The sequence below is a fragment of the Pelomonas caseinilytica genome (assembly GCF_021353235.1).
Lineage (GTDB): Bacteria > Pseudomonadota > Gammaproteobacteria > Burkholderiales > Burkholderiaceae_C > Pelomonas > Pelomonas caseinilytica.
Map to the genome: position 1 here is coordinate 59,997 of NZ_JAJTWT010000018.1, position 24,037 is coordinate 84,033.

The following is a 24,037-nucleotide window of genomic DNA, read 5'->3' on the forward strand; positions in this document are numbered from 1 at the left end:
AAAAGCACCATGCGTCACCGTAACGGCCTCCGCAAGCTCAACCGCACCAGCGCCCACCGCGCTGCGATGCTGCGCAACATGGCGGTTTCGCTGCTCCAGCACGAAGCCATCAAGACCACGGTCCCCAAGGCCAAGGAACTGCGCAAAGTCGTCGAGCCCCTGATCACCCTTGCCAAGGAACCCACGCTGGCCAACCGCCGCCTGGCTTTCGACCGCCTGCGTGACCGCGACATTGTCAGCAAGCTCTTCAACGAGCTGGGCCCGCGCTTCAAGACCCGTCCGGGCGGCTACACCCGCATCCTGAAGATGGGCTTCCGCGTCGGCGACAACGCGCCCATGGCCTACGTCGAGCTGGTCGACCGCCCCGAAGGCGAGACCGCCGGCGAAGCCGCCGAATAAGCCGCTGGTCCTCCAGCCCGCAAAGCCCGCCTCGCGCGGGCTTTTTTTCGTCCGGCGTTCGCAGGTGAGGCGGCGTCGGCCGGGGCCTACGCTCCTGGGCAACCCCGCCTGACCCCGCCCCCCCGGACGGCGGCGCACAGTGGAGCGAGGCCGATCGCCGGCCGAACGCGAAGGAGCCCCTCATGCAGAAGTCCCACTACCGCGCCAAGACCACCCGCTCGGGCGGCCCGGTGCAGCACACCGCCAGCGAGTTCGCCACCGAGCGGGCGACCCAGGCCCATACCGTGAGCAAACAGGCGCCCGCGCCGGCCCGCCGTGACGACGGCACCGCCCGCGAAGCGCCCCAGACGCCGCCTCAGCACAAGATCTGAACGCCGGCCGGCATCCCCTCATTTGCGGAGCCGGCCGGAACTCAAACGCCACTGTCGATACTCAGCGAGGGTGCGGCCGCCAGGTCCTGGCGGGGCGTCACCCGGACGAAAGGCTATGTGGGGCGGCCTGATCCTGTGCGGTCCGCTTCCCGTCCCCCGTCCGGACCCGAATGCCGCCCGTCGCCCGTCAACCTCGCCTGCCCCTGCACAGCTGGCCCGTCCTCTGGGCTGCGCTGGTGTTCAGTGCCTCGGCCGGTGCCGCCGGCACGACGCCGCCGGTGGTGCCCACGCCGGCCGAACTGGCCAAGCCCCCGGAGCCGGCCCGCGACGCCCAGGCCCTGCCCGAACGCCCGCCCGCCGCGCGCGAACTCGGCAAGCCCGAAGACGAACTCAAGATCACCGTCGAGGCCTACACCCTGCCCGACGACGCCCCGGCCGCCCTCCGCGAAGCCCTGCCCCGGCTGACCGCCGCCTTCGTCGGCCCCGACCGCGGCTTCGAGGACCTCGTCAACGCCGCCAACGAGGTGACCCGCTTCCTGCAGCGCGACCTCGGCTACTACCTCGGCTACGCCTACATCCCCGAACAGGCCTTCGACGGCAAGACCGTGCGCATCGCCGTGCTGGAGGGGCGGCTCGATCGCGTCGTGCTGAACTGGAGCGAGGGCCTGCCGGTGAAGCGCGAAGTCGTGGAAGCCTACCTGCAGCGCCTCAAGCCCGGGGACGTGCTGACCGTCGAGGCCGTCGAGCGCACCGTCTTCCTCATCAACGACCTGCGCGGCATCGTGACCCGCGCCGAGGTCAAGGCCGGCTCCAGGCCCGGTACGGCCATCCTCGAATTCACGCCGCGCGCGGAAGCGCGCTACAGCGGCAGCGTCGACGGCGACTTCAACGGCTCCAAGGTCATCGGCAGCGCCCGCCTCGGCGCCCAGGCCATCGTCTCCAGCCCCCTCGGCCGCGGCGACGGCCTGTCGGGCTCCGTGCTCAGCTCCAGCACCGGCGGCCTGCTCTTCGCCCTGCTCGGCTACACCAGCCCCATCGGGGCCGACGGCTTCAAGGCCGGGGCCTCGTTCTCGGCCGTGCGCTACCAGCTCGACACCAAGGAATTTCCCCTCGACCTGCACGGCACCGGCACCACCGTCAACCTCTTCGGGCTCTACCCGTGGGTGCGCTCGCGCAACCTCAACCTCTTCGTGCTGGGCGCGGTCGACGCCAAGAGCTACGTCGACAAGGTCGCCTCCCTGGCCACGCGCAAGCGGGTCGATGACGTCAACGTCGGCGTCAGCGGCGACTTCCGCGACAGCCTGCTCACCGGCAGCGTCAACACCTTCGAGCTCAACCTCGCCCAGGGCCGGCTCAGCTACCCCAGGGGCGCGCCCAGCGGCGGCGACGACGCAGCGCGCTTCCACAAGCTCAGCTTCACCGCCGCACGGCTGCAGAACCTGCTCAGCAACCGGCTGCTGGCCTATCTCAACGTGCGCGGGCAGTGGGCGCTGTCCAACCTCGACTCCACCGAGCAGTTCCGTGCGGGCGGCCCCAACGGCGTGCGCGCTTTCGCCCCCGGCGAGGGCACCGGCGACAGCGGCGCCGTTGCCAGCCTCGAGCTGCGTTGGCTGCCGCCGGCCAGCCTCTTCGGGCAATGGGCCAACGAGCTGGTGCTCGCGGCCTTCTACGACGCCGCCTTCGTGCAATTCCGCCACGACGCCAGCCTCGTCCAGCGCGAGCCCGACTACGTCAACCACACCCGGCTGGGCGGCGCCGGCCTCTCCCTCGTCTGGGCGCGGGCCAACCGCTATTCCTTCCGCATGAGCCTGGCCACGCCCACCGAGGGCGGTGGCAGCGGCGGCACGCAGCCTCGCAAGCTGCGCGCCTATGCCCAGGGCTCGTGGAACTTCTGAGGCCGACATGCGCGCATCGCCCCGCCGTTCCCGACTGCAGCCCCTCGGCCTGGCGCTGTGCCTGGCCCTGGCCTACCCCGCGGCCCAGGCCCTGCCCCAGGGGGCGCAGGTCGTCCAGGGGCGGGCAACGGTGTCGACGCCCCAGCCCGGCCAGGGCCTCATCCAGCAGTCCACCGACAAGGCCGTCATCAACTGGCAGGGCTTCTCCATCGGCGCCAACGAGTCCCTGCGCATCGAGCAGCCCGGCGTCAATTCGGTGCTGCTCAACCGCGTCGTCGGTGGCGACCCCTCCCTCATCCTCGGCCGCATGCAGTCCAACGGCCTGGTCTTCCTGCTCAACCCGCGCGGCATCGTCTTCGGTCGCGGCTCGCAGGTGGATGTCGGCGGCCTCGTCGCCTCCACGCTGGACCTCTCCGACAGCGCCTTCCTGGCGGGCGACTACCGCTTCACCGCCGGCCCGGGCGCAGGCGGCCTGCAGGCCGACGGCAGCATCACCGCGCCCGGCGGCACCGTCGCCCTGCTCGCGCCGCGGCTCGACGTCGGCGGCAGCATCCAGGCCCGCCGCGTGGGCCTGGCCGCCGCCAGCGCCGCCAGCGTCGACATCGAGGGCGACGGCCTCGTCCTCTTCCAGCTCCGCAACGACGACGAGCGCGACGTGGCGCTCAAGTTCAGCGGACGCATCCTTGCCGAAGGCGGCAGTGCCGAGCTGCGCGCCCAGGCCCGCGGCGGCGTTGCCGGCCAAGTGCTCAACATGGACGGCGTCGTGCAGGCACGTGGCCTGCGCCAGCAGGGCGGCCGCATCGTCATCGACGGCGGCACCGCCGGCGACACCCTGGTCGGCGGCCGCCTCGACGCCAGCGGCGAGACCGGCGGCGGCATCACCGTCCTCGGCCGCCAGGTCGCCCTGCTCGACACCGCCCGGCTCGACGCCTCCGGCGCCCTCGGCGGCGGCAGCCTCCAGGTGGGCGGCGGCTTCCAGGGCCAGGGCACCGACCACAACGCCCAGCGCACCTGGATCGCCGCTGGCGCCCGCCTGAACGCCGATGCCACAGGCCAGGGCGACGGTGGCCGCGTCGCCGTCTGGGCCGACCAGCGCACCGACATGCTGGGCCAGATCTCCGCCCGCGGCGGCGCCCTCGGCGGCAACGGCGGCCAGGTCGAGACCTCGGGCAAGCTGCAGCTCAACATGCCCACCGGCCAGGTCGACGTCGGCGCTTCGCTCGGCCGCGCCGGCCAGTGGCTGCTCGATCCCAACGACCTCGTCATCTCCAACGCCAGCTCGCAGCAGGTGCCGGGCACGGCGCCCTTCGTCACGACCGCCGACGGGGCCGTCCTCAACGTCGGCACCCTCAACGCGGCCCTCACCGGCGGGGCGACGATCACCGTGCGCACGGCCACCACGGCCGGCAGCACCGAGTCCGGCAACATCGACGTGCGGGCCAACATCGTCCCGGCGGGGGCGGCGACCCTGCAGCTCATCGCCCAGGGCAACATCGCCTTCGGCACCAACGGCAAGATCAGCGCCGGGCCCTCGGCGCTCAACGTCCAGCTCCTGGCCGGCTCCGACGCCAGCGGCAATTCGCCGGGCGGCAACACCAGCAGCATCACCGGCATCGCCGCCACGACGATCGACACCAACGGCGGCACCCTCACGGCCACGTCCAAGGGCACCATCGACCTCGTCAGCGTCATGAGCGGCCACGCGACGCTGACCAGCAACGGCGGCGGGGTGGTCCTGCCCAAGGGCACAGTCAGCGGCGCCCTGGACGTGACGACCACGGGCGGGAACATCACCCAGACCAGCGGCGGCCTGGTCGTGACCGGCATCTCCACGCTCAACGCGGGCTCGGGCGCCATCACGCTCGCCGACACCCACAACGACCTGCAGGGAACCGTCAACCTCACCGGGGGCACGACGAAGGTCGTCAACACGGCCAACGTCGGCAACGTCCTGACCCTGGGCACCCTGTCCACCGGCAACCTCGACGTCACCGCCGGCGGCGGCACCCTCAACCTCGGCAAGGGCAGCGTCACCGGCACCCTGACCGCCCACAGCGGCGGCGGCGCCATCACCCAGGCCGCCGGCGGCCTCGTCGTCACCGGCGCGTCCACGCTCGACGCCGTCAGCGCCGCCATCACGCTGACCGACGCCGCCAACGACCTGCAAGGCAGCGTCGCCCTGACCGGCGGCACCACGCAGATCACCAACACCCTCAACGCGCTCAACGCCCTCACCCTCAGCAGCTACAGCACCGGCAGCCTCACCCTCATCGCGGGCGGCGGCACGCTCAACCTCGGCACCGGCACGGTCACCGGTGTCCTCACGGCCACCAGCGGCGGCGGGGCCATCGTCCAGGGCACCGGCGGCATCAAGGTGACCGGCACGGCCAGCCTGAACGCGGGCGGCGGCGGCATCACCCTCAACGACCCGACCAACGACCTGCTGGGCACCGTCAACCTGACCGGCGCCACCACCCAGCTCAAGAACACCAAGGGCACCGCCCACGCGCTGGCCCTGGGCACGCTCAACACCGGCGACCTCACCGTCACGGCCGGCGGCGGCACACTCGACCTCGGCACCGGCACGGTGACCGGCAACCTCACGGCCAACAGCGGCGGCGGCGCCATCGTGCAGGCCTCGGGCGGGCTGACGGTCACCGGCACCTCCAGCCTCACGGCCACCGGTGCGGCCATCACGCTGCTCGACGCGGCCAACGACCTGCAAGGCGCCGTGAGCGCCACCGGCACCACGACCCAGCTGCTCACGAGCGGTGCGCTCACCCTCGCCAGCCTCAACACCGGCAACCTGACGGTCATGTCCACCGGCGCCCTCAAGCTGGGCACGGGCACGGTGACGGGCGTGCTGACGGCCCACAGCAACGGTGGCGCCATCACCCAGGCCGCGGGCGGCCTGGTGGTGACGGGGGCGTCCACCCTCGACGCCGGTGCTGGCACCATCACCCTGGCCGACGCGGCCAACGACCTGCAGGGCGCCGTCGGCCTCATCGGCGGCGCGACGCAGATCGTCAACACCAAGAACGTCGCGAATGCACTGACCCTGGGTACCGTCGCCACCGGCAACCTCACCGTCACGGCCGGTGGCGGCACCCTCAACCTCGGCAAGGGCACGGTCACCGGCAACCTCACGGCTGACAGCGGCGGTGGCGCCATCGTCCAGGCCAGCGGTGGCCTCACCGTTACCGGCACGTCCAGCCTTACGGCCGCGGCCGCGGCGATCACCCTGACCGACTCCGCCAACGATTTGCAAGGCGCCGTGAGCGCCACCGGCGCGACGACCCAGTTGCTCAGCAGCGGCGCACTCACGCTGGCCAGCCTCACCACCGGCAACCTGACGGCCACGTCCACCGGCGTGCTCAAGCTCGGCACGGGCACGGTGACGGGCACGTTGACGGCCACCAGCAACGGCGGCGCCATCACCCAAGCCAGCGGCGGCCTCGTCGTCACCGGCACCTCCAGCCTCGACGCTGGCGCCGGCGCCATCACGCTGGCCGACGCCGCCAACGACCTGCAGGGTGCCGTCGGCCTCATCGGCGGTGCGACGCAGATCGTCAACACCAAGAACGTCGCGAATGCACTGACCCTGGGCACCGTCGCCACCGGCAACCTCACCGTCACGGCCGGCGGCGGCACGCTCAACCTCGGCACCGGCACGATCTCCGGCAACCTCACGGCCGACAGCGGCGGTGGCGCCATCGTCCAGGGCAGCGGTGGCCTCACCGTCACCGGCACCTCCAGCCTCACGGCCACCGGCGCGGCGATCACGCTGCTGGATGCCGCCAACGATCTGCAAGGCGCCGTCAGCGCCACGGGCGCCACGACCCAGTTGCTCACGAGCGGCGCGCTCACGCTGGCCAGCCTTGCCACCGGCAACCTGACGGCCACGTCTACCGGGGCCCTCAAGCTCGGCACGGGCACGGTGACGGGCACGTTGACGGCGACCAGCAACGGCGGCGCCATCACCCAGGCCGCGGGCGGCCTGGTGGTGACGAGCACCTCCAGCCTCGACGCCGGCACCGGCGCCATCACCCTGGCCGACGCCGCCAACGACCTGCAGGGCGCCGTCGGCCTCATCGGCGGCGCGACGCAGATCGTCAACACCAAGAACGTCGCGAATGCACTGACCCTGGGTACCGTCGCCACCGGCAACCTCACCGTCACGGCCGGTGGCGGCACCCTCAACCTCGGCAAGGGCACGGTCACCGGCAACCTCACGGCCGACAGCGGCGGTGGCGCCATCGTCCAGGCCAGCGGTGGCCTCACCGTTACCGGCACGTCCAGCCTCACCGCCACGGGCGCGGCGATCACGCTGCTGGATGCCGCCAACGATTTGCAAGGCGCCGTGAGCGCCACCGGTGCGACGACCCAACTGCTCAGCAGCGGCGCGCTCACACTCGCCAGCCTCGCGACGAACGACCTGACGGTCACTTCGACCGGTGCCCTCAAGCTCGGTACGGGCACGGTCACGGGCGCGCTGGTGGCGCACAGCAACGGCGGCGCCATCACCCAGGCCGCGGGCGGCCTTGTCGTCACCGGCACCACCAGCCTCGATGCCGGCACCGCCGCCATCACCCTGGCCGACGCCGCCAACGACCTGCAGGGCGCCGTCAGCCTCATCGGCGGCGCGACGCAGATCGTCAACACCAGGAACGCCGGCAACGCCCTGACGCTGGCTTCTCTCAACACCGGCAACCTCAATGTCACGGCCGGCGGCGGCACGCTCAAGCTCGGCACCGGCACGGTCACGGGCGCGCTGACCGCCAACAGCGGCGGTGGCGCCATCACCCAGGCCAGCGGCGGCCTCGCCGTCACCGGCACCTCCAGCCTCACGGCCACGGGCGCCGCCATCACGCTGCTGGATGCCGCCAACAACCTGCAAGGCGCCGTGAGCGCCACGGGCGGCGCCACGCAACTCCTCAACGGCAGCGGCCATGCCCTCACGCTGGCCAGCCTCGCCACCGGCGCCCTGACTGCGACCAGCGGCGGCGCGCTCAAGCTGGGCACCGGCACGGTGAACGGCACGCTAACGGCTCACAGCAACGGTGGCGCCATCACCCAGGCCAGCGGCGGCCTCGTCGTCACCGGCGCCTCCAGCCTCGACGCCGGCGCGGGCGCCATCACGCTGGCCGACGCGGCCAACGACCTGCAGGGCGCCGTCAGCCTCACCGGCGGTGCGACCCAGGTCGTCAACACCAAGAACGCCGCGAACGCACTGACCCTGGCCAGCCTCAACACCGGCAACCTCAGCGTCACGGCCGGCGGCGGCACGCTCAAGCTCGGTACTGGCACGGTCACCGGCACGCTGACGGCCAACAGCGGCGGCGGCGCCATCACCCAGGCGGCGGGCGGCCTCGTCGTCACGGGCAATGCCAGCCTCACCGCCACGGGCGCTGCCATCACGCTGAACGACGCGGCCAACGACTGGCAGGGCAGCGTCGCCATCAGCGGCGGCGCCACGGTGTTGTCCAGCACCCGCACGGCGGCCTCCACGCTGACCCTGGGTGCACTCAATACCGGCAGCCTGACCGTCAGCACGGCCGGCGGCAACCTGCTGCTGGGCACCGGCACCGTGGCCGGCGCCCTGGGCGCGAGCAGCGGCGGCGGCACCCTCGGCCAGGTGGCGGGCGGGCTGACCGTGAGCGGTGTGGCCACGTTGAATGCCGGGACCGGCGACGTCGTGCTGACCGACACCCACAACCACTGGAGCGGCGGCGTCCAGCTGACCGGCAATTCGCTGGACCTGCACTCGGCCGGCGACCTCAGCATCCTGGCCCTGAGCCAGCCCGCCAACCGCGCGTTGACCCTGGCGGCCGACGGCAACCTCGTGCTCGGCGCCGTCGACCTCAACACCGGCACGGCCGACCTCAGCCTCACCAGCCTGGGCGGCAGCTTCACCGCGGGGGGCAAGCTCGCCGGCCGCAACATCACCCTGGCAGCGCAGACCGGCCTCAACCTCGGCCACGACATCGACGCTACCGGCACCCTCTCGCTGACCACCACGAGCGGCGGCGTCAACCAGACCGCCGGCGCCATCCAGGTGGGCGGTACGACGACGGTGAGCGCGGGCAGCTCCGCCATCAGCCTCGCCCAGGCGGGCAATCACTTCACCGGTGCCGTGCAGCTCAGTGGCGGCGCCGTGCAGGTCGCCGACAGCGGCGCCCTCGTCCTCGGCACCACGACGGCGGCCACGCTGGCGGCCACCAGCCACGGCGCCCTCACGCAGGCCGGTAAGCTGGCCGTGGCCGGCACCGCCAGTTTCGACACCGGCACGGCGGCCCTGACCCTCACGGACCCGACCAACGACCTGACCGGGGCCATCGGCATCACGGGCGGTGCCGTCGATCTGGTCACGGCCCACGACCTCAACCTCGCGGCGCTCTCGCAGGCGCCCGGCCAGGCCCTGCGCCTGACCGCCGGCGGCACGCTGACCTTGCCCGCAGCGCTCACCAACATCGACACCGGCAGCGCCGACCTCAAGCTCGTCAGCCAGGGCGGCGCCTTCGCCACGGCCGGCACGCTCAAGGGCGGCAACGTCACCCTCGGCGGCCTGTCGGTGACGCTCGGCCATGACGTCACGGCCACCGGCGCCCTCGACGTGCAGGCCCTCGCCGGCAGCATCGTCCAGACTGGCGGACGCATCAGCGCGACAGGCGCCAGCCAGTTCGACGCCGGCGCCTTCGCCCTCACGCTGAACCGCCCCCTGAACGACTTCCAGGGCGCTGTCAGCCTCACCGGCGGCAGCACCCAGATTGCCGCCACCAGCCTGCACGCGCTCGATCTCGCGGCACTGGCGACCGGCAGCCTCAACGCCACGGCGGCCGGCGCCCTGCGCCTGGGCACCGGCACGGTCGGCGGCAACCTCGCCGCCGCCAGCGGCGGCATCCTCAACCAGGCCGCAGGCGGCCTGACCGTGACCGGCAGCACCAGCCTCAACGCCGGCAGCTTCGCCATCACCCTGCTCGACGCGGCCAACCACTGGGGCGGCGCCGTCGCGCTGACCGGCGGCACCACCCAGCTGCGGGCCAACGGCGCCCTGCTGCTCGGTGCAGCCAACGTCGGCCTGCTGTCGCTGACGTCCACCGGCGCCGTCACCCAGAACGCCGCGCTGGTCGTGGGTGGAGGGCTGAGCGTCGACGCCGGCAGCGCCGGCATCGACCTCGGCCAGTTCGCCAACAGCTTCAGCGGCAGCGTCTCGCTCACGGGCGGCGCAAGCCAGGTGCGCAGCGGCGGTGCGCTGACCCTCGGCGTGCTCGGCACCGGTGCCCTGACGGCGCGGTCGAGCGGCGCCCTCGTCCTCGGCCAGGGCACGGTCGGCGGCGACCTGCTGGCCATCAGCAACGGCGGCGCGGTCAGCCAGGGCGGGGCACTCAACGTCGCCGGCGCGGCCAGCGTGCAGGCAGGCACCGGCGCCATCACCCTCGCCCAGGCCGGCAACCACTGGGGCGGCACGGTCGACCTCTCCGGCGCGGCGACCCAGCTCACCAGCGCGGCCGGCCTCACCCTCGGTACCCTGGCCGTCGGCGCCCTCAGCGTCGATGCCACCGGCCCCCTCGTCCTGGGCCAGGGCAGCGTGGGCGGCAGCCTCGCCGCCTCCAGCCATGGCGGCGCCATCGGACAGGCCGGCGCCCTCGACGTGGCCGGCGCGGCCAACGTGCAAGCCGGCACCGGCAGCATCACCCTCACCCAGGCCGGCAACCGCTGGCAGTCGACCGTGCAGCTCGGTGGCGCCACCACCCAGATCACCGGTGCCGGTTCACTCACCCTCGGCCTGCTCGACACCGGCGACCTGACGGCCACGTCAAGCGGCGTGCTCGGCCTCGGCCAGGGCCGTGTGGCGGGCGCCCTCGTCGCCACCAGCGCCAGCCACGCCATCACGCAGTCCGGCGCCCTGCAGGTCGACGGCACGGCCACCCTCGACGCCGGCTCGGCCGACATCACGCTGGCCCAGGCCGGCAACCAGCTGCAAGGCGCCCTGCACCTCACGGCCCGCAATGCGACCGTGGTCAACCAGGCCGATCTCGACCTGGCCGGCCTCAACCTCGACAGCCTCGACGCCACCAGTGCCGGCGCGCTGAAGCTGGGCCATGCCAGCCTCGCCGGCACGCTGGCGGCGCGCGCCCTCGGCGGCGCCCTCACGCAGGCGGCCGGCGGCCTCACCGTGGCCGGCGCGACGACGCTGCAGGCCAGCGGCGGCATCACGCTGGCCGACGCGGCCAACCACTTCCAGGGCCTGGTCAGCCTCGCCGGCGGCAGCGCGACGGTGCTGGCCAACGCCGAGGCCCTGCGGCTCGGCAGCCTCGCCACCGGCGACCTCGGCGTCACGGCGGCCGGCGCCCTGGACCTCGGCAGCGGCAGCATTGGCGGGCACCTGACGGCCGTCAGCAGCGGCGCCCTGACCCAGACCGGCGCCCTCGCGGTCGGCGCGGGCGCCGGCCTCAACGCCGGCAGCGCCGCCATCACGCTGGAGCAGGCGGGCAACGCCTTCACCGGCACGGTGGCGCTGAGCGGCGGCAATGTGCGCCTGGCGAGCGCGGCCGGCCTCGCCCTGGGCCTGCTGGCCGTGGGCGACCTGACGGTGTCGTCCGGTGGCGCCCTGCAGCTCGGCAGCGGCGCGGTGGGCGGCAGCCTCACGGCCACCAGCGGCGGTGCCCTCACGCAGGCCAGCGGTGGCCTCGCCGTCGCCGGCACCAGCCAGCTCGACGCCGGCAGCCATGCCATCCAGTTGGCCGAGGCCGGCAATGCCTTCACCGGCGCGGTCGGCCTGGTGGCGGGCGACGCCACGCTGGTCAACGGCGCGGCCCTGCTGCTCGGTGCCAGCACCGTCGGCGGCAACCTCAGCGCCACGACGCGCGGCACGGGCATCGCGCAGTCCGGGGCCCTGACCGTGGGCGGCAGCAGCGCCTTCGCCGCGGACGGCGCCGCCGCGACCCTGTCCCTCGGCCTGGCCGGCAATCAGCTGCACGGCGCCGTCAGCACCGCGGCGCTCAACGGTGGCCGCTTCACGGCGGCCACGATCGAGAACGCGCTCGACCTCGGCTTCAGCGGCGACGCCGGAGTCCTGTCGCTGGGCAGCACCGGCCTGCTCACGCTGGGCGGCGGGCGCAGTGGCTCCCTTACCGCCGCGGCTACCACCGGCATCGTGCAGACCGGCGCCCTCGACGTCAGCGGCCTCACCACCCTGGTCGCACGCGGCGCGGCCCTGGCCGTGGACCTGCGCCATGCCGGCAACGACCTCGCCCGCGTGCAGCTGACGGCGTCACCGGGCGGCAGCTTCGCCGCCGTGCAGCTGCGCGACGGCGATGCCATCCGGCACGACGGCCTGCAGTTCGCCGGCGACGCCGCCAGCCTCGACCTGGGCTCGGCCGGCGCCCTCGACCTCGCCGGCATCGCCACCGCCAGCCTGCGGGCCGACACCAGCGCCAGCGGCGCGGCCATCACGCAAAGCGGCCGGCTCGCGGTCAGCGGCGATGCGACGTTCGCCGCCGGCAGCGGCGCCATCACCCTGCTGCGCGCCGACAACGGCCTGCCCAGCCTCACGGTGGCCAGCGCCGGCCGGGCCCGCATCGCCAGCGCGGGCGACGTCACCGTCAACGCCGGCAGCGTGTCCGCCGGCCTGGAGCTGGCCTCGCCCGGCGCCATCGCGCTGGCCGGGCCGCTGTCGGGCGCAGGCGAACTCGTCCTGAACGGCCGCGGCAGCCTCACCATCGCCTCGGCCCAGGCCTATGCCGGCGGCACGCGCATCCAGTCAGGCCGGCTGGTGCTGCAGGGCAGCGCGGCCCAGGCCGGCAGCGGTGCGGTGCAGCTCGGCGCCGGCGGCCAACTCGACCTGCGCGACGGCGCGACCCTGGCCAACGCCCTCGTCGGCCAGGGCGGCAGCGTGCTGAACAGCGCCGGCACGGGCACGCTGGCCGGGCCGGTCACGCTGCAGGCGCTGACGACCTTCGCCCCATCGGCGGCCGGCGGCGGCCTCACGGTCTCCGGCGCCATCGACGACGCGGGCGGCGGCTTCGGCCTGCGCCTGGCCGATTCAGGCACGCTCACACTGACGGGCAGCAACCACTACGGCGGCGTCACCGACATCGCCGCCGGCACGCTGCGCGCCAACGGCGCCGCGGCCCTGCCGTCCACCAGCGCCGTGCAGATCGCGGCCGGCGCGGTGCTGGCCCTGGGTGCGGACCTGACGGCCGGTTCGCTCGGCGGCGCCGGCCACGTCGAGCTGGGCGGTTTCACCCTCGGCGTCGGCGCCGACGGCGGCGACAGCAGCTTCGCCGGCAGCCTCGCCGGCAGCGGCGGCCTGACCAAGCTTGGCGCTGGCGCGCTCACCTTGAGCGGCAGCAGCACTCACACCGGCGCCACCCGCGTCGCGGCCGGCCAACTCGTGCTGGACAGCGCCACGGCGCTCAACGAAACGACGGCCGTGACCGTCGATGCCGGCGCGACGCTGACGGTCAAACAGAGCGTCAACCTCGGGTCCCTGGCCGGTGCCGGCACGGTGGCCGTGCAGGCGCCGCAGCTGGGCGTCGGTGCCAACGGCAGCGACACCGTCTTCAACGGCGCGCTGACCGGCGCGGGCGGGCTGGCCAAGATCGGTACCGGCCGCCTGACGCTGGGCGGCGCGGCCAGCCTCGCGGGCGACGTGCGGGTCGACGCCGGCCGCCTGCAGCTGGCCGCGGCCGGGGCGCTGCCGGGCAGCGCCGCCGTCGCGGTGGCCGCAGGCGCCACGCTGGACCTGCAGGCCGACCAGGGCTTGGCCGCGCTGTCGGGCAGCGGCCAGGTGCAGCTCAACGCCAGCACCCTGACCCTGGGCGCCACCGGCCGCGACAGTCGCTTCGACGGCGTCGTCAGCGGCAGCGGCGGCCTGACCAAGGCGGGCACCGGCACGCTGACGCTGGGCGGCGCCAACCTCTACACGGGCACGACGCGCGTCGCCGCCGGCACGCTGGACCTCGCCGCGGCCCAGGCCCTGGCGGGCGGCAGCGCCCTGGCCATCGACGCGGCCGGCCGCGTGCAGGTGCATGCGAACCAGGCCGTGGCGACTCTCGGCGGCTCCGGCGCCCTGGTGCTGGACGGCGCCACGCTGGCCGTCGGCGCCGGCGGGGCGGACAGCCGTTTCGACGGCAGCGTCAGCGGCAGCGGCGGCCTCGCCAAGCAGGGCGCGGGTACGCTGACGCTCACCGCCGCCGCGACCAACGGCGGCGCCACCGCCATCGAGGCCGGCACGCTCAGACTCGCCGGCAGCGGCAGCCTCGGCGCGGGCGAGATCCGCAACCAGGGCAGCCTCGTCCTCGACCGCGCCGATGGCGTCGAGCTGACGCAGGCCATCACCGGCAGCGGCGGCCTGACCGTGCTGCAGGGGGCCGTGACGCTGGCGAGCGCCGGCAACACCTATGCGGGCGCCACGCAGGTGCTGGGCGGCAGCCTGGCCACGACGGCGGCCGAGCGCCTGCCCGACGCCTCGGCCGTGCAGGTGGCCGCCGGAGCGCAGCTGCAACTCGGCGGCAAGGAGACGGTCGCGTCGCTGCAGGCCGCGGGCAGCGTGCACCTGGCCGGCGACTTCACCACCCAGGCCGAGCAGGTCTACACCGGCAGCCTGACCCTGGCCAACCCGTCCGGCCTCACGCTGACGGGCACGACCATCGACGCCAGCCGCAGCAGCAACCAGTTCGGCACCGCGCCCCTCAACCTGGGCGGCGGGCAGGCCCTGGTCACCGTGAAGGAGGCCCTGCAGCTGGGCAACCTCACCCTGTCGGGCGGCGGCCGCATCGAGGCGGCGCGGCTGGACCTAAACGGCAAGATCGCACTGACCGGCGGCAGCCTCACCCTGGTCGCCACCGCCGCGCCCGACGACGCCAAGGCCACGCCCCAGGGTGTGGCCCAGGTGCCGCTGGCCGGCGTCAGTCTGGCCCTGGCCGAGGCGACCGTGCAGCAGGGCGGTGCCGGCGCCATCACGGTGGCCGAGGGCGCCAGCCTGGCCGTGCAGGCGGCCGGCGGCGGCTCGGTGCTGCTGGCCCAGGACGCCAACAGCTTCAAGGGCCAGCTCTCGGTGCTCAGCGGCGCGGGCTATGGCACGGCCTGGTCGCCCAACGTCAAGGGCGCCCTGGGCGTGCAGTCGGTGGTGCGCGTGGCCGGGCAGCAGGTCAACGTCGGCGGCAGCGGCATCGAGGCCGACGTGCTCAGCCTGCGTGCCGACCAGCTCGCCACGCTCGGCACCGCCAAGCTCGTCGCCCGGCTGCCCTTCGACGAGACCCTGCTCGGCAAGACCCTGTCGCTGCCGAGCATGACGCTGGAGCTGGCGCCCGGCGCCCTGGGCGTGTCCGGCGCCTTCGGCGTGGTCGGCGGCACGCCGCTGCAGGTCGAGGTGGGGTCGACGGCCACCGGCAACCGCACGAGCGGCCCCAACGCCGGCTACCTGACGGTGCTGCCCAAGGGCGGCGCCCAGGGCGCCAGCGTGATCGTGCTGGCCGGCCCGGAGGTCGGCGCCGGCACCGTCGCGCCCTATCGCTTCTTCCACGACGGCGCCCGTCAGGCGACGGAAATCCCGGTGATCTATAACGGTGTACTGCCGCTGACCCCGTCGGCCTCCGGCGCGCTTTCTTCCATCAACGGCGACGCCGAGGACGCCCGCCGGGCGCGCTTCCAGGAGACGGTGCGGACCGAGAACGTGACCGTGCGCCTGCGCTCCGGCGTCATCGCCGAGGTCGGCCCCGGCCGCCCGTCCACCCAGGGCAGCGAGGGCGCCACGCCGCCCGTGCAATGCGACCCCGCCGCCCAACCCGCCCTGAGCTGCAAGTGACCGCCACCGTGATGCCCGCCGAGCCTGCCGAACCCGCCGCCTCCCAGCCCGACCTGCAGCGCCGCCGCCTGTGCGGCTCGCTGCTGGGCGTGGGGGCCCTGGCCGGCGCCGGACTGGCCGCCGCCGGGGAGGCCGCGCCGGCGCCCAGCAGCGAGATCCGCCTGGCCCTGCTGATGGGCAACCGCGCCTACCCCCAGCCCTTCGACCTGCCGCCCATCCCCAAGAACCTGCGCGACCTCGAGACGGCGCTGGAGCGGCGCGGCTTCAAGGTCACCTCGGCCCTGGACCTGGACCTGCCGTCGGCGCGCCGCGCGCTGGACGCCTTCATCGCCGAAGCGGCGGCCAGCCCCCCGGACGCGACCATCTTCTTCTACTTCAGCGGCCACGGCGTGCAGGTGGACGCCGCCAACCTGCTGCTGCCCGCGGGCCTGAATCCCTCGGCCAAGGGCGAGCTGCTGCAGACGGCCAGCGTGCAGCTCCTGGGCGACGTGGTGCGCCGCCTGCCGCCGCGTCGCGACGGCATGGTCATCGCCGTCGTGGACGCCTGCCGCACCGGCCTGCGCGCCGGCGAGGTCTCGGGCCTGAACCAGGTCGAGGCGCCGCCGGGCTGCCTGATCAGCTTTTCCACCGGCGCGGGCAAGCCCGCCATCGCGCCGGCCGTCGAGACGCAGAACACCTTCTACACCGGCTCGCTGGTGCGGCTGATGGGCAGCGTTTCCGACGAGACCACCTTCCCCGAGCTGATGCAGCTGGTGCGCAGCGACGTGCGCGAGACCATGCTCAACCACCCGGTCGCCGCCATCCGCCAGCTCGCCCAGGACCCGTTCATCGCCGACCACACGCGCGTGCGGCTGACGGTGGAGCCGCGCCGCGCCGGGCCGCCGGCGCCCGTCGTCAAGGACATCGACGAGGAGGCCGAGCTCAGGAAGCTCGAGCAGCTGGCCTGGCCGGCCGAGGTCGTGCAGGTGGCCGAGGCCTTCCTCGACGCCCGCCCGCAGAGCCGCTTCGCCGCGGGCGTGCAGGTCGCGCGCGACGGCGCCCGCTCGGCCGTCAAGGCCCTCAAGCGCAACGACGTGCGCCTGTACCGCGCCGCCTTCGCGCTCAGCGACGACATGCCCGCCGAGCAGCGCCAGGACCTGCTGCGCTGCGGGCGCGGCGACAAGGACGCCGCCGCGCGCATGGCCGGGCGCTTCCGCGGCTTCGGTGCCTCGTCGGCGGCCCAGTCGCGCTACGAGGGCTGGCTGCAGTTCGCCGTGGCCCTGGGCAACGGCATCGCGAGCTACGAGCTGGCCCTGCATTTCCGCAGCACCGGGCAGCCGTTGCTGGCTTCGCAGTTCGAGTCGCGCGCCCGCGACCTCGGCTACACGCCGCCGCCCGACCTCGACAACGTCCGCAAATAACGCCGGGAACCGCCGGGGCCGGCCCGTCACTCACGCTGCACGAAACCGCAGCGGAGTGAACCGATGGCGAAAGCCCACATCGACATGAGCGCGACCGAGCTGTCCTCGGCCGCCGTCAAGGATCTGGAGAACAAGCTCAACGGCAAGACGCTCGCCTTTGCGAGCACCAATGCCGAGCTCGACCTGGACGGCGCCTTCGTGGATGCCGTGCGCTGGCAGGGTCAGCTGTGGGACACCGTCGTCAAGGAAAGCGGCGTGAAGTCGCCCGGCAAGCCGCGCAAGGTCACGAGCAACATCACCGAGCCCGGGACCTACAACGTCGAGCTCGAGCTCTGGGACCGGATGCTGAAGTTCAAGCTCAAGATCGACCCGCCGTCCAGCAGCGACAAGACCGGCCGCGCCATCAAGCGCAACAGCAACCCGCCGCACGTGGCGGTGCACAACAAGGGCGCCAAGCTCGGCGACTGCCCGACCGACTACGTTGGCGACCTCAAGGACCTGATGAAGCTGATGGGCAAGACCGCCAGCTACACCTACGTCGGCGGCAGCGGCAGCAGCAAGGGATGGGCGCCGAAGTTCACCGGCCACCAGTGCCACGAGCAGCCGGGCAAGGGCTGGAAGGCCTACATCGACGAGCCCACGATGAAGACCGGCACCAAGTGGCGCCTGTATTTCGAGCTGGAATTCGACATCCCGAGCAAGACCCTGCACGTCAACCTGACGCAGGTTTCCAAGGACCACTGAGCCAGGCCTCGCCGCCTGCCTGACAACCCCTCACTCACAACAAGGACTGGAGATTCGACATGGCTGGATTGAAGGATGGCGTGGTCATCGACGTGCCCGCGTGGAAGGTGCCCGTCATCTCGAAGAAGAAGCTGATCAAGCAACCGGAGATCGCGGTCGACATCAAGTTCTCGACCGAGGACGTCAAGGAAATGCCGGACAAGCAGTTCAAGGTCTTCGAGCAGACCTTCGAGAAGCGCTTCACGCCCGAGTTCAACAAGATGAGCAACGGCTGGTTCGCCGAGATGCAGAAGGTGCTGGACAACTCCGAGGACGCCGTCGAGAAGTTGGCGAAGGACAAGAACGCCAAGGGCGACGTCAAGAAGCTCATGGAGGAACTGGTCGCCAAGGCGAACGCCGTGCTGGCCAAGCGCTGCAAGGACTGGGTCGAGCTGGCGCGCAAGCTTGCCGAGAAGGCCTACACCGAAGCCTATGACGCCTCGCTCAAGGCGATGAAGCTGAAGATCGTCAAGGCCAGGGCCAAGGTGGCGGTGAAGATCGCGCTGGTGGTGCTGCTGACGCTGACTGCCGCGGCCGTCACCATCGCCGTGAGCGTGGTGACCATGGGCGCAGGGGCGGCCGTGGCGCCGGTGGTCATCGCGGCTCTGGCCACGGGCACCAAGGCGCTGCTGGGCTCGGCCAGCGAGATCCTGAAGAGCTACGACGTGCTGGGCAACACGCTGACGGCCGTGGAGAAGGACATGGCCAACCTGGAGAAGGCCAACGAAAGCATCTCCAAGGCCCGCCAGAAGACGGCCGGCACCTGGGACAAGGTCAAGGCCTTCAAGGCCTACATGGAGGCCGACGTCACGGCGCTGGACAAGCACGTGGGCCAGCTCGACAAGTTCACGGCCGTGGCTCGCGACAAGTCGCTCAAGCAGATCAAGGAGCTGCAGGGTCTGGCCGACCAGCTGGCCAAGGCCAAGGACGGCAGCCCCGAGGCCGCCAAGTTGGAGAAGGAAGTGCTGTCGACGCAGAAGTCCATCGACAGCGCGTTCAAGACCCTGGACACCATCGGCGACCTCAAGACGGAGGTGGCCAAGGTGAAGGCCGCCGCGGCGAAGTCCGACCCGGACGCCATCTTCGTGGCGCTGCCCAAGCTGCGTCCGGTGGTGACCAAGCTCAAGGCGGCGGTCGACTTCGGCAAGAAGGTGGGCGGGCCGCTGAAGACCATCGCGACCGGCGTGAAGAAGATCGTCGACGCCGCGTCGAAGAAGTAAGACCCGTCGGGTTGATAGGCGGGCCGCGCCCCGGCCCTGGTCCGTGGGATGCGGCCGATGCTCGCGGTCGCGTCAGCGGAGCGAACAGAACAAACGGGGGGAGGCGCCGGCCGCCGCGCGGATTGCTGCGCGGCGGCTTTCGCCATCCGGTCCCGGCCCGGTGTCGACCGAAGGTCGATGACCTGCAACTGTCGCGCTGCTACTGCGTCCCTCAAACGGGTTCAAGTATCTGGATCGAAATACGGAGCCAGGAGCGTCGTGACTGCGCAGGCGGCTTGTCTGAGATCGCCGTCGACTGGCAACGGTTCGCAGCGTGAAGTGTGGCTGCGAAACTCGGCGGCGCCTGACGACGGTGGCGACCTCGGTCAGGTGTTCAACGGTATCGACGTTGCGGGCTGCCCGACAGCGGTGGTTTCGCTTGCTCTAAAGTTGTAGCGCGGCCATCGCGCGCCTCCGTGCGGGCCGCGACGCTCGATGAAATGCCATGATCATCTGGGCCATCTCATCTTCGTCGCAGTAGAGAAACGCGACTGAGACCTGGAGCACTGCGGCCAAACGCACGGCCATAGGGTAGTCGGGTGCATGGACGCCTTGCTCGTAGCGATTGATACGGGTCGATGCCACGAACTCATCGAGGCCGGCCTCAATTCCGAGCTGCTTCTGACTAAGACCGCGGGCAGTCCGCGCTTCCTTCAAGCGCTTTGGCCAAACTTCCCCTGCGGTGTTTCCCGATCTTGCCATGTTGCTACGAGAGTCGTAGCTTTCGTACACTCCGACTACTACGACTTGCGTAGCTTTGTCGGTATCCTTGCTCTGCGTCGTGATGAAAGGAACGTTCTCATGAAAGCCGGTCAGCTTGAGAAGCCTCTCTGTAGCAGATACGCGTTCGCAGAGTTCAAGATCTTGGTCCTGCCCGTCAATGACGACGGAGCAGTCCGGGATGTGGCCTGGCGATGGGCGCTGGGGCTGTACAAGCCGGGGGCGTATGAGCTTCTAGGTGCATGGCCTTCCCAGGCGTCGCATGAATATGTTTCTTGCAACCTGCATGAGCGGGGCGTTGAACGTATCGACGCCATCGCCGACGACTACGGTATCCACCGCCGTTCACGCTTCGCCCGTGCCGTCATCTGGCCGCCAAAGGTTGCATCTGAAGAGGTTGGCGCGAGTCGTGCGTTGCACGCCTTCAGCCGTCGACAGCTCGCTGCGGTTCAATCCACTGGTGCGGTGGCTTCACAACTGCAATCATGCCTTGCAAGGGCTATCAGGCGCCACGGCCCGTTTGCCGACGAGGCCGCTGCCGCTGACTTCCTCGTGCAGAGGCTGCAGAGGGCCGACCAGCGCTTCTGGTCGGCATGAAGGCCCCGCGGGTTGACCGCTGGCAAGAGATATTCGCCCGTGTGCGGGGCGCGCTGAAGCGCCGCGGTCGCAATTCGCACGACGCCGACGACCTGGTGCAGGAGGCCTGGGTCCGGTTGGCTTGCTACGAGAAGGACCAGGTGGTCCAACAGCCTGAGGCCTTCCTCATGCGCGCGGCACTCAATCTGTCGATTGACGCCCATCGTGCCCAGCTGACGCACGGAGAGGAAGTGCTGGTCGAAGACGTGGTCATCATTGACGTGTCTCCGCCCGCCGACGCCTTGGTCCTCGCCAGAGAGCGTATGGCGCGCCTGAGCGAAGGGATGAGTCGCCTGACGGAAACCACGCGGAGCGTCTTCCTGGCACACCGCGTCGAAGGGCAGACATATGCCGAGATCGCGCGCGATCTCGGCATCACGATCAGCGCCGTGCAGAAGCACGTTGCCAAGGCTACCTTGCAGCTCACGGCGTGGATGGATGGTTGGTAGCCGCTCCCTCGAGAAGTTCCACCGGCGCTGAAGCTCTGATGAGACGTCGCCAGCTGCGCCGAGAAACTCCCGCGGAAGCGGCGATTTGTGTTGCGCGCCTGCGCTGGCCCGCCCTGCTCTATCTGCGATGGAACGGAAGCCCGTATGGCGGGGCGGCTGAAATCCTAACCATGATGACCGACCGATCCGCGAAGCGCTGCCGACCAGCAACGACCCCAATAGGCTGAGACTGTGTGAAAACCCTCCTTGGATAGCCCGCGCCGCTGCCTAGATTGTGGGAACGCCACAGCACGGGTCTGCCCATGAAGCGATTCATCGAGGGAGAGGATCGACACCAGGTCACGCTGCTACCCGAGTCCCTCGACGACTTCGTCGGCGCAGACAACCCGGTCAGAGTGATTGATGCGTTCGTCGAGGAACTGGATCTGCCAGAACTTGGCTTTGACGGCGCAAACCCTGCGACGACTGGTCGACCGTCCTATCACCCGGCGGTCCTGCTGAAGATCTACATCTACGGCTATCTCAACCGCATCCAGTCCAGCCGGCGCCTGGAACGCGAATGCCAGCGCAACCTTGAGCTGATGTGGCTGACCGGCCGCCTGGCGCCGGACTTCAAGACCATCGCCGACTTCCGGCACGACAACGGCAAGGGCATTCGCAACGTCTGTCGACGCTTCGTCATGCTGTGCCGCGAACTGGACCTCTTCTCGCAGGCCGTCGTGGCCATCGACGGCAGCAAGTTCAAGGCAGTCAACAACCGCGATCGGAACTTCACCGCGGTGAAGATCGAACGATTCCAGGAGCACGTCACCGAGAGCATCCAGCGCTATCTGGACGGTCTCGAGACAGCGGACCGGACACAGACGGCTGGACTGCAGGCCAAGACAGAACGCGTGCAGGAGAAGATCAAGAAGCTTCGTCAGCGCATGCAGCAGCTCGATGCGATCAAGGCGCAACTGGCGTCTGAGACCGATGAGCAACTGTCAACGACTGATCCCGATGCACGCGCCATGGCGACCAGCCGACCGGGCTCGGCGGTCATTGGCTACAACGTTCAGACGGCCGTGGATGCAAAGAACCACTTGATCGTCGCGCACGAGGTGACCAACGACAGCAGTGATAGAGCGCAGCTGAGCAAGATGGCGGTGGTCTCGCGCGAGGCCATGGGCGTCACCGAGCTGCAAGCCATCGCAGACCGCGGTTACTACAACGGTGTGGAGCTCAAGGCCTGCGAAGACGAGGGGATCGCGGCGTACGTGCCCAAACCGATGACTTCCAACGCCAAGGCCGAAGGACGCTTCGACAAGGCCGACTTCATCTACATCGCCCGCGACGACCAGTACCAATGCCCGGCGGGTCAGCGCGCCGTTCACCGCTTCACCACGGACGAGAGGGGTCAACAGATACGCCTGTACTGGTCGAGTGCATGTCCGCGTTGCCCGATGAAAGAGCAATGCACCACCAGTGCGTACCGCCGCATCAGGCGCTGGGAGCACGAGGCCGTCATGGAATCTGTTCAGCAGCGATTGGATCAAGCGCCCGACGCCATGAGGGTCCGACGGCGCACCGTGGAACACGTCTTCGGAACGCTCAAGCATTGGATGGGCTCAACGCACTTCCTGACGCGACGGCTCGCGCATGTCGGCACGGAGATGAGCCTGCACGTCTTGGCCTACAACTTGAAGCGGGTGATGCACATCTTGGGCATCGGTCCGCTGATCCAAGCGATGAGGGTGACGGGCGCGTGAGCGCCCTCAGCGCGCCAAACCAACTCTGCGAGCCCTACAAGGCGCCCAAACGCGAATGCCCGCCGTTCGGGACGATGCGATCACCTGTGGTCGGAGCGGGTTCAACCGGCGAGGCACACGCTCGTCAGCGCCTCGTTGACGCGTTCTCACACAGCCTCGGCTGATTGCGGAAGTTCACCAACGACTGCTTTGCGGCGCCTCTGCTCCAGGCAGCGAGTCCAAGGGGCTGCGCACCGCACTGCCGCCCATCCTGAGTACATGGGTGTAGATCATGGTCGTCGCCACATCTGCGTGACCGAGCAATTCCTGCACGGTGCGGATGTCGCTACCCGCCTGAAGCAGATGGGTGGCAAAACAGTGCCGCAGCGTGTGAGGCGTGGCGGGCTTGTCGATGCCTGCGGCCTGAACCGCACGCTTGAACGCTCGCTGAAAGGTCTCGTCGTAGAGATGGTGCCGGCGAACGACGCCGCTGCGGGGATCGGTGGAATGATGGTCTTGAGGGAAGACCCAGAACCATCCCCAGCTGGCACCGGCCCGGGGGTACTTGCGCTCCAGCGCATGCGGCAACTCCACCCCTGCATGCCCTGACTCCACATCGGCCGCCCAAACCTTGCGAACCCGGCCCAACTGCTCTCTCAACGGCAAGACCAGGGATTGGGGCAGCATCACCACCCGATCCTTGCCGCCCTTGCCCTGGCGCACGTAGATCGCGCATTGCGCGAAGTCGATGTCCTTGACCCGCAGGCACAAGGCCTCAGTGATGCGCAACCCCGTGCCGTACAGCAGTCGCGCCAGCAATTGATGCTCGCCCTGCAGTCTGGCAAGCACCGCCAACACCTCTTCGACGCTGAGCACCACCGGCAAGCGCCGCTTGGGCACCGGGCGGCCAATCTCCTGCATCCAGGGCAACTGCAGCCCCAGCACCTTGCCGTAAAGGAACAAGAGCGCAGACAAGGCTTGGCGATGGCTAGACGGAGACAGCCCGCGGTCGGCTGCCAGATAGGTCAGGAAGGCCTCGACCTCGGGACCGCCCATCTCCGCCGGATGGCGGAGGCCGTGGAAACGGATGAAGGCCCGAGACCAGTACAAGTACGCCTGCTCGGTCCGCCGGCTGTAGTGCAACATCCGAACGCGCTCACGCAACTGGTCAAGCAGCCTGACGGCACGCAACGGCGGTAGATTGACAGCATTGCTCGGGCGCAAAGCCGCGCGAGGGCTGGCGGGACGCACGACGGCAGGCAGCATGGCAGCCTCCACTTGGCGGAGCCACGAATCGGCCAAGCAAGTTTGTAACGGATGCGGCTTTTGGTCTGAAATTTAGTACTGTATGAATGAACAGTCAAATGGAACGAAAATCCAGTCTCGACAAGCACTTGGATCGCACGCGGGGCGACCCGTTACTGCGCGGGTTGCCGTGATAGACCGCGCCGACGTGCGGTCTACAACACGTTGAACTAAACCGCTGACGCGGTACTCACCCTGCTGGGAAGTGGGTGGAACGCGAGGCGTACCTTGACCGACGCGGGCATGTGCCCGAGCGGATCAAGGAGAGCCGTCATGGCCGAC

12 protein-coding genes are annotated in these 24,037 nt (G+C 70.8%); 10 read left to right on the top strand and 2 right to left on the bottom strand.

Translation table 11 applies throughout. The features are described from left to right. The first annotated feature begins 9 nt into the window (after positions 1-9). From rplQ to LXT12_RS25330, 7 genes are all read left to right on the top strand, one after another. Complete coding sequence (gene rplQ / locus LXT12_RS25295) at positions 10-399, top strand: 50S ribosomal protein L17 (RefSeq protein ID WP_233395066.1); 390 nt, start codon at positions 10-12, stop codon at positions 397-399. Between the two features lie 182 nt (positions 400-581). Further along, the gene (locus tag LXT12_RS25300; protein ID WP_233395067.1) at positions 582-770 is read left to right on the top strand and encodes a hypothetical protein; all 189 of its coding nucleotides are present in this window, start codon (positions 582-584) and stop codon (positions 768-770) included. Positions 771-940: 170 nt separating this feature from the next. Further along, positions 941-2,665, top strand: a complete 1,725-nt coding sequence (locus LXT12_RS25305) for a ShlB/FhaC/HecB family hemolysin secretion/activation protein (protein WP_233395068.1) — start codon at positions 941-943, stop codon at positions 2,663-2,665. A 7-nt stretch (positions 2,666-2,672) separates the two neighbouring features. Then, a complete protein-coding gene (locus tag LXT12_RS26990) occupies positions 2,673-15,476 on the top strand; it encodes a two-partner secretion domain-containing protein (RefSeq protein ID WP_304622788.1) in 12,804 nt (4,267 codons plus the stop codon). Continuing rightward, positions 15,473-16,876 carry a caspase family protein gene (locus tag LXT12_RS25320; RefSeq protein ID WP_233395069.1) on the top strand — a complete coding sequence of 468 codons (1,404 nt, stop codon included), beginning with the start codon at positions 15,473-15,475 and terminating at the stop codon, positions 16,874-16,876. Before LXT12_RS26990 ends, LXT12_RS25320 begins: the two co-directional genes overlap by 4 nt. A gap of 63 nt (positions 16,877-16,939) precedes the next feature. Beyond that, positions 16,940-17,620 (top strand): hypothetical protein, encoded by a 681-nt coding sequence (locus tag LXT12_RS25325; RefSeq protein ID WP_233395071.1) that lies wholly within the window; start codon positions 16,940-16,942, stop codon positions 17,618-17,620. Between the two features lie 59 nt (positions 17,621-17,679). Continuing rightward, positions 17,680-18,879 (top strand): hypothetical protein, encoded by a 1,200-nt coding sequence (locus LXT12_RS25330; protein ID WP_233395073.1) that lies wholly within the window; start codon positions 17,680-17,682, stop codon positions 18,877-18,879. A 423-nt stretch (positions 18,880-19,302) separates the two neighbouring features. On the opposite strand, the gene LXT12_RS25335 is transcribed toward LXT12_RS25330, so the two are convergent. Further along, positions 19,303-19,575 (bottom strand): helix-turn-helix domain-containing protein, encoded by a 273-nt coding sequence (locus LXT12_RS25335; RefSeq protein WP_233395074.1) that lies wholly within the window; start codon positions 19,573-19,575, stop codon positions 19,303-19,305. On the opposite strand from LXT12_RS25335, the gene LXT12_RS25340 reads away from it, so the two are divergent. From LXT12_RS25340 to LXT12_RS25350, 3 genes are all read left to right on the top strand, one after another. Beyond that, positions 19,462-20,235 (top strand): hypothetical protein, encoded by a 774-nt coding sequence (locus LXT12_RS25340; RefSeq protein ID WP_233395086.1) that lies wholly within the window; start codon positions 19,462-19,464, stop codon positions 20,233-20,235. The two genes, LXT12_RS25335 and LXT12_RS25340, sit on opposite strands and share 114 nt — an antisense overlap. After that, positions 20,232-20,723 (top strand): RNA polymerase sigma factor, encoded by a 492-nt coding sequence (locus LXT12_RS25345; RefSeq protein ID WP_233395076.1) that lies wholly within the window; start codon positions 20,232-20,234, stop codon positions 20,721-20,723. The genes LXT12_RS25340 and LXT12_RS25345 overlap by 4 nt, the downstream gene beginning before the upstream one ends. A gap of 302 nt (positions 20,724-21,025) precedes the next feature. Next, positions 21,026-22,471, top strand: a complete 1,446-nt coding sequence (locus LXT12_RS25350) for an IS1182 family transposase (RefSeq protein WP_233395078.1) — start codon at positions 21,026-21,028, stop codon at positions 22,469-22,471. A gap of 174 nt (positions 22,472-22,645) precedes the next feature. On the opposite strand, the gene LXT12_RS25355 is transcribed toward LXT12_RS25350, so the two are convergent. Then, positions 22,646-23,716 carry an integron integrase gene (locus tag LXT12_RS25355; RefSeq protein ID WP_233395080.1) on the bottom strand — a complete coding sequence of 357 codons (1,071 nt, stop codon included), beginning with the start codon at positions 23,714-23,716 and terminating at the stop codon, positions 22,646-22,648. Positions 23,717-24,037: the final 321 nt, after the last annotated feature.

Excerpts from the sequence above, each read along its gene's own strand:
- rplQ (WP_233395066.1), top strand. The coding sequence starts at position 10 with ATGCGTCACCGTAACGGCCTCCGCAAGCTCAACCGCACCAGCGCCCAC.
- LXT12_RS25300 (WP_233395067.1), top strand. The coding sequence starts at position 582 with ATGCAGAAGTCCCACTACCGCGCCAAGACCACCCGCTCGGGCGGCCCG.
- LXT12_RS25305 (WP_233395068.1), top strand. The coding sequence starts at position 941 with ATGCCGCCCGTCGCCCGTCAACCTCGCCTGCCCCTGCACAGCTGGCCC.
- LXT12_RS26990 (WP_304622788.1), top strand. The coding sequence starts at position 2,673 with ATGCGCGCATCGCCCCGCCGTTCCCGACTGCAGCCCCTCGGCCTGGCG.
- LXT12_RS25325 (WP_233395071.1), top strand. The coding sequence starts at position 16,940 with ATGGCGAAAGCCCACATCGACATGAGCGCGACCGAGCTGTCCTCGGCC.
- LXT12_RS25330 (WP_233395073.1), top strand. The coding sequence starts at position 17,680 with ATGGCTGGATTGAAGGATGGCGTGGTCATCGACGTGCCCGCGTGGAAG.
- LXT12_RS25340 (WP_233395086.1), top strand. The coding sequence starts at position 19,462 with ATGGACGCCTTGCTCGTAGCGATTGATACGGGTCGATGCCACGAACTC.
- LXT12_RS25345 (WP_233395076.1), top strand. The coding sequence starts at position 20,232 with ATGAAGGCCCCGCGGGTTGACCGCTGGCAAGAGATATTCGCCCGTGTG.
- LXT12_RS25350 (WP_233395078.1), top strand. The coding sequence starts at position 21,026 with ATGAAGCGATTCATCGAGGGAGAGGATCGACACCAGGTCACGCTGCTA.
- LXT12_RS25355 (WP_233395080.1), bottom strand. The coding sequence starts at position 23,716 with ATGCTGCCTGCCGTCGTGCGTCCCGCCAGCCCTCGCGCGGCTTTGCGC.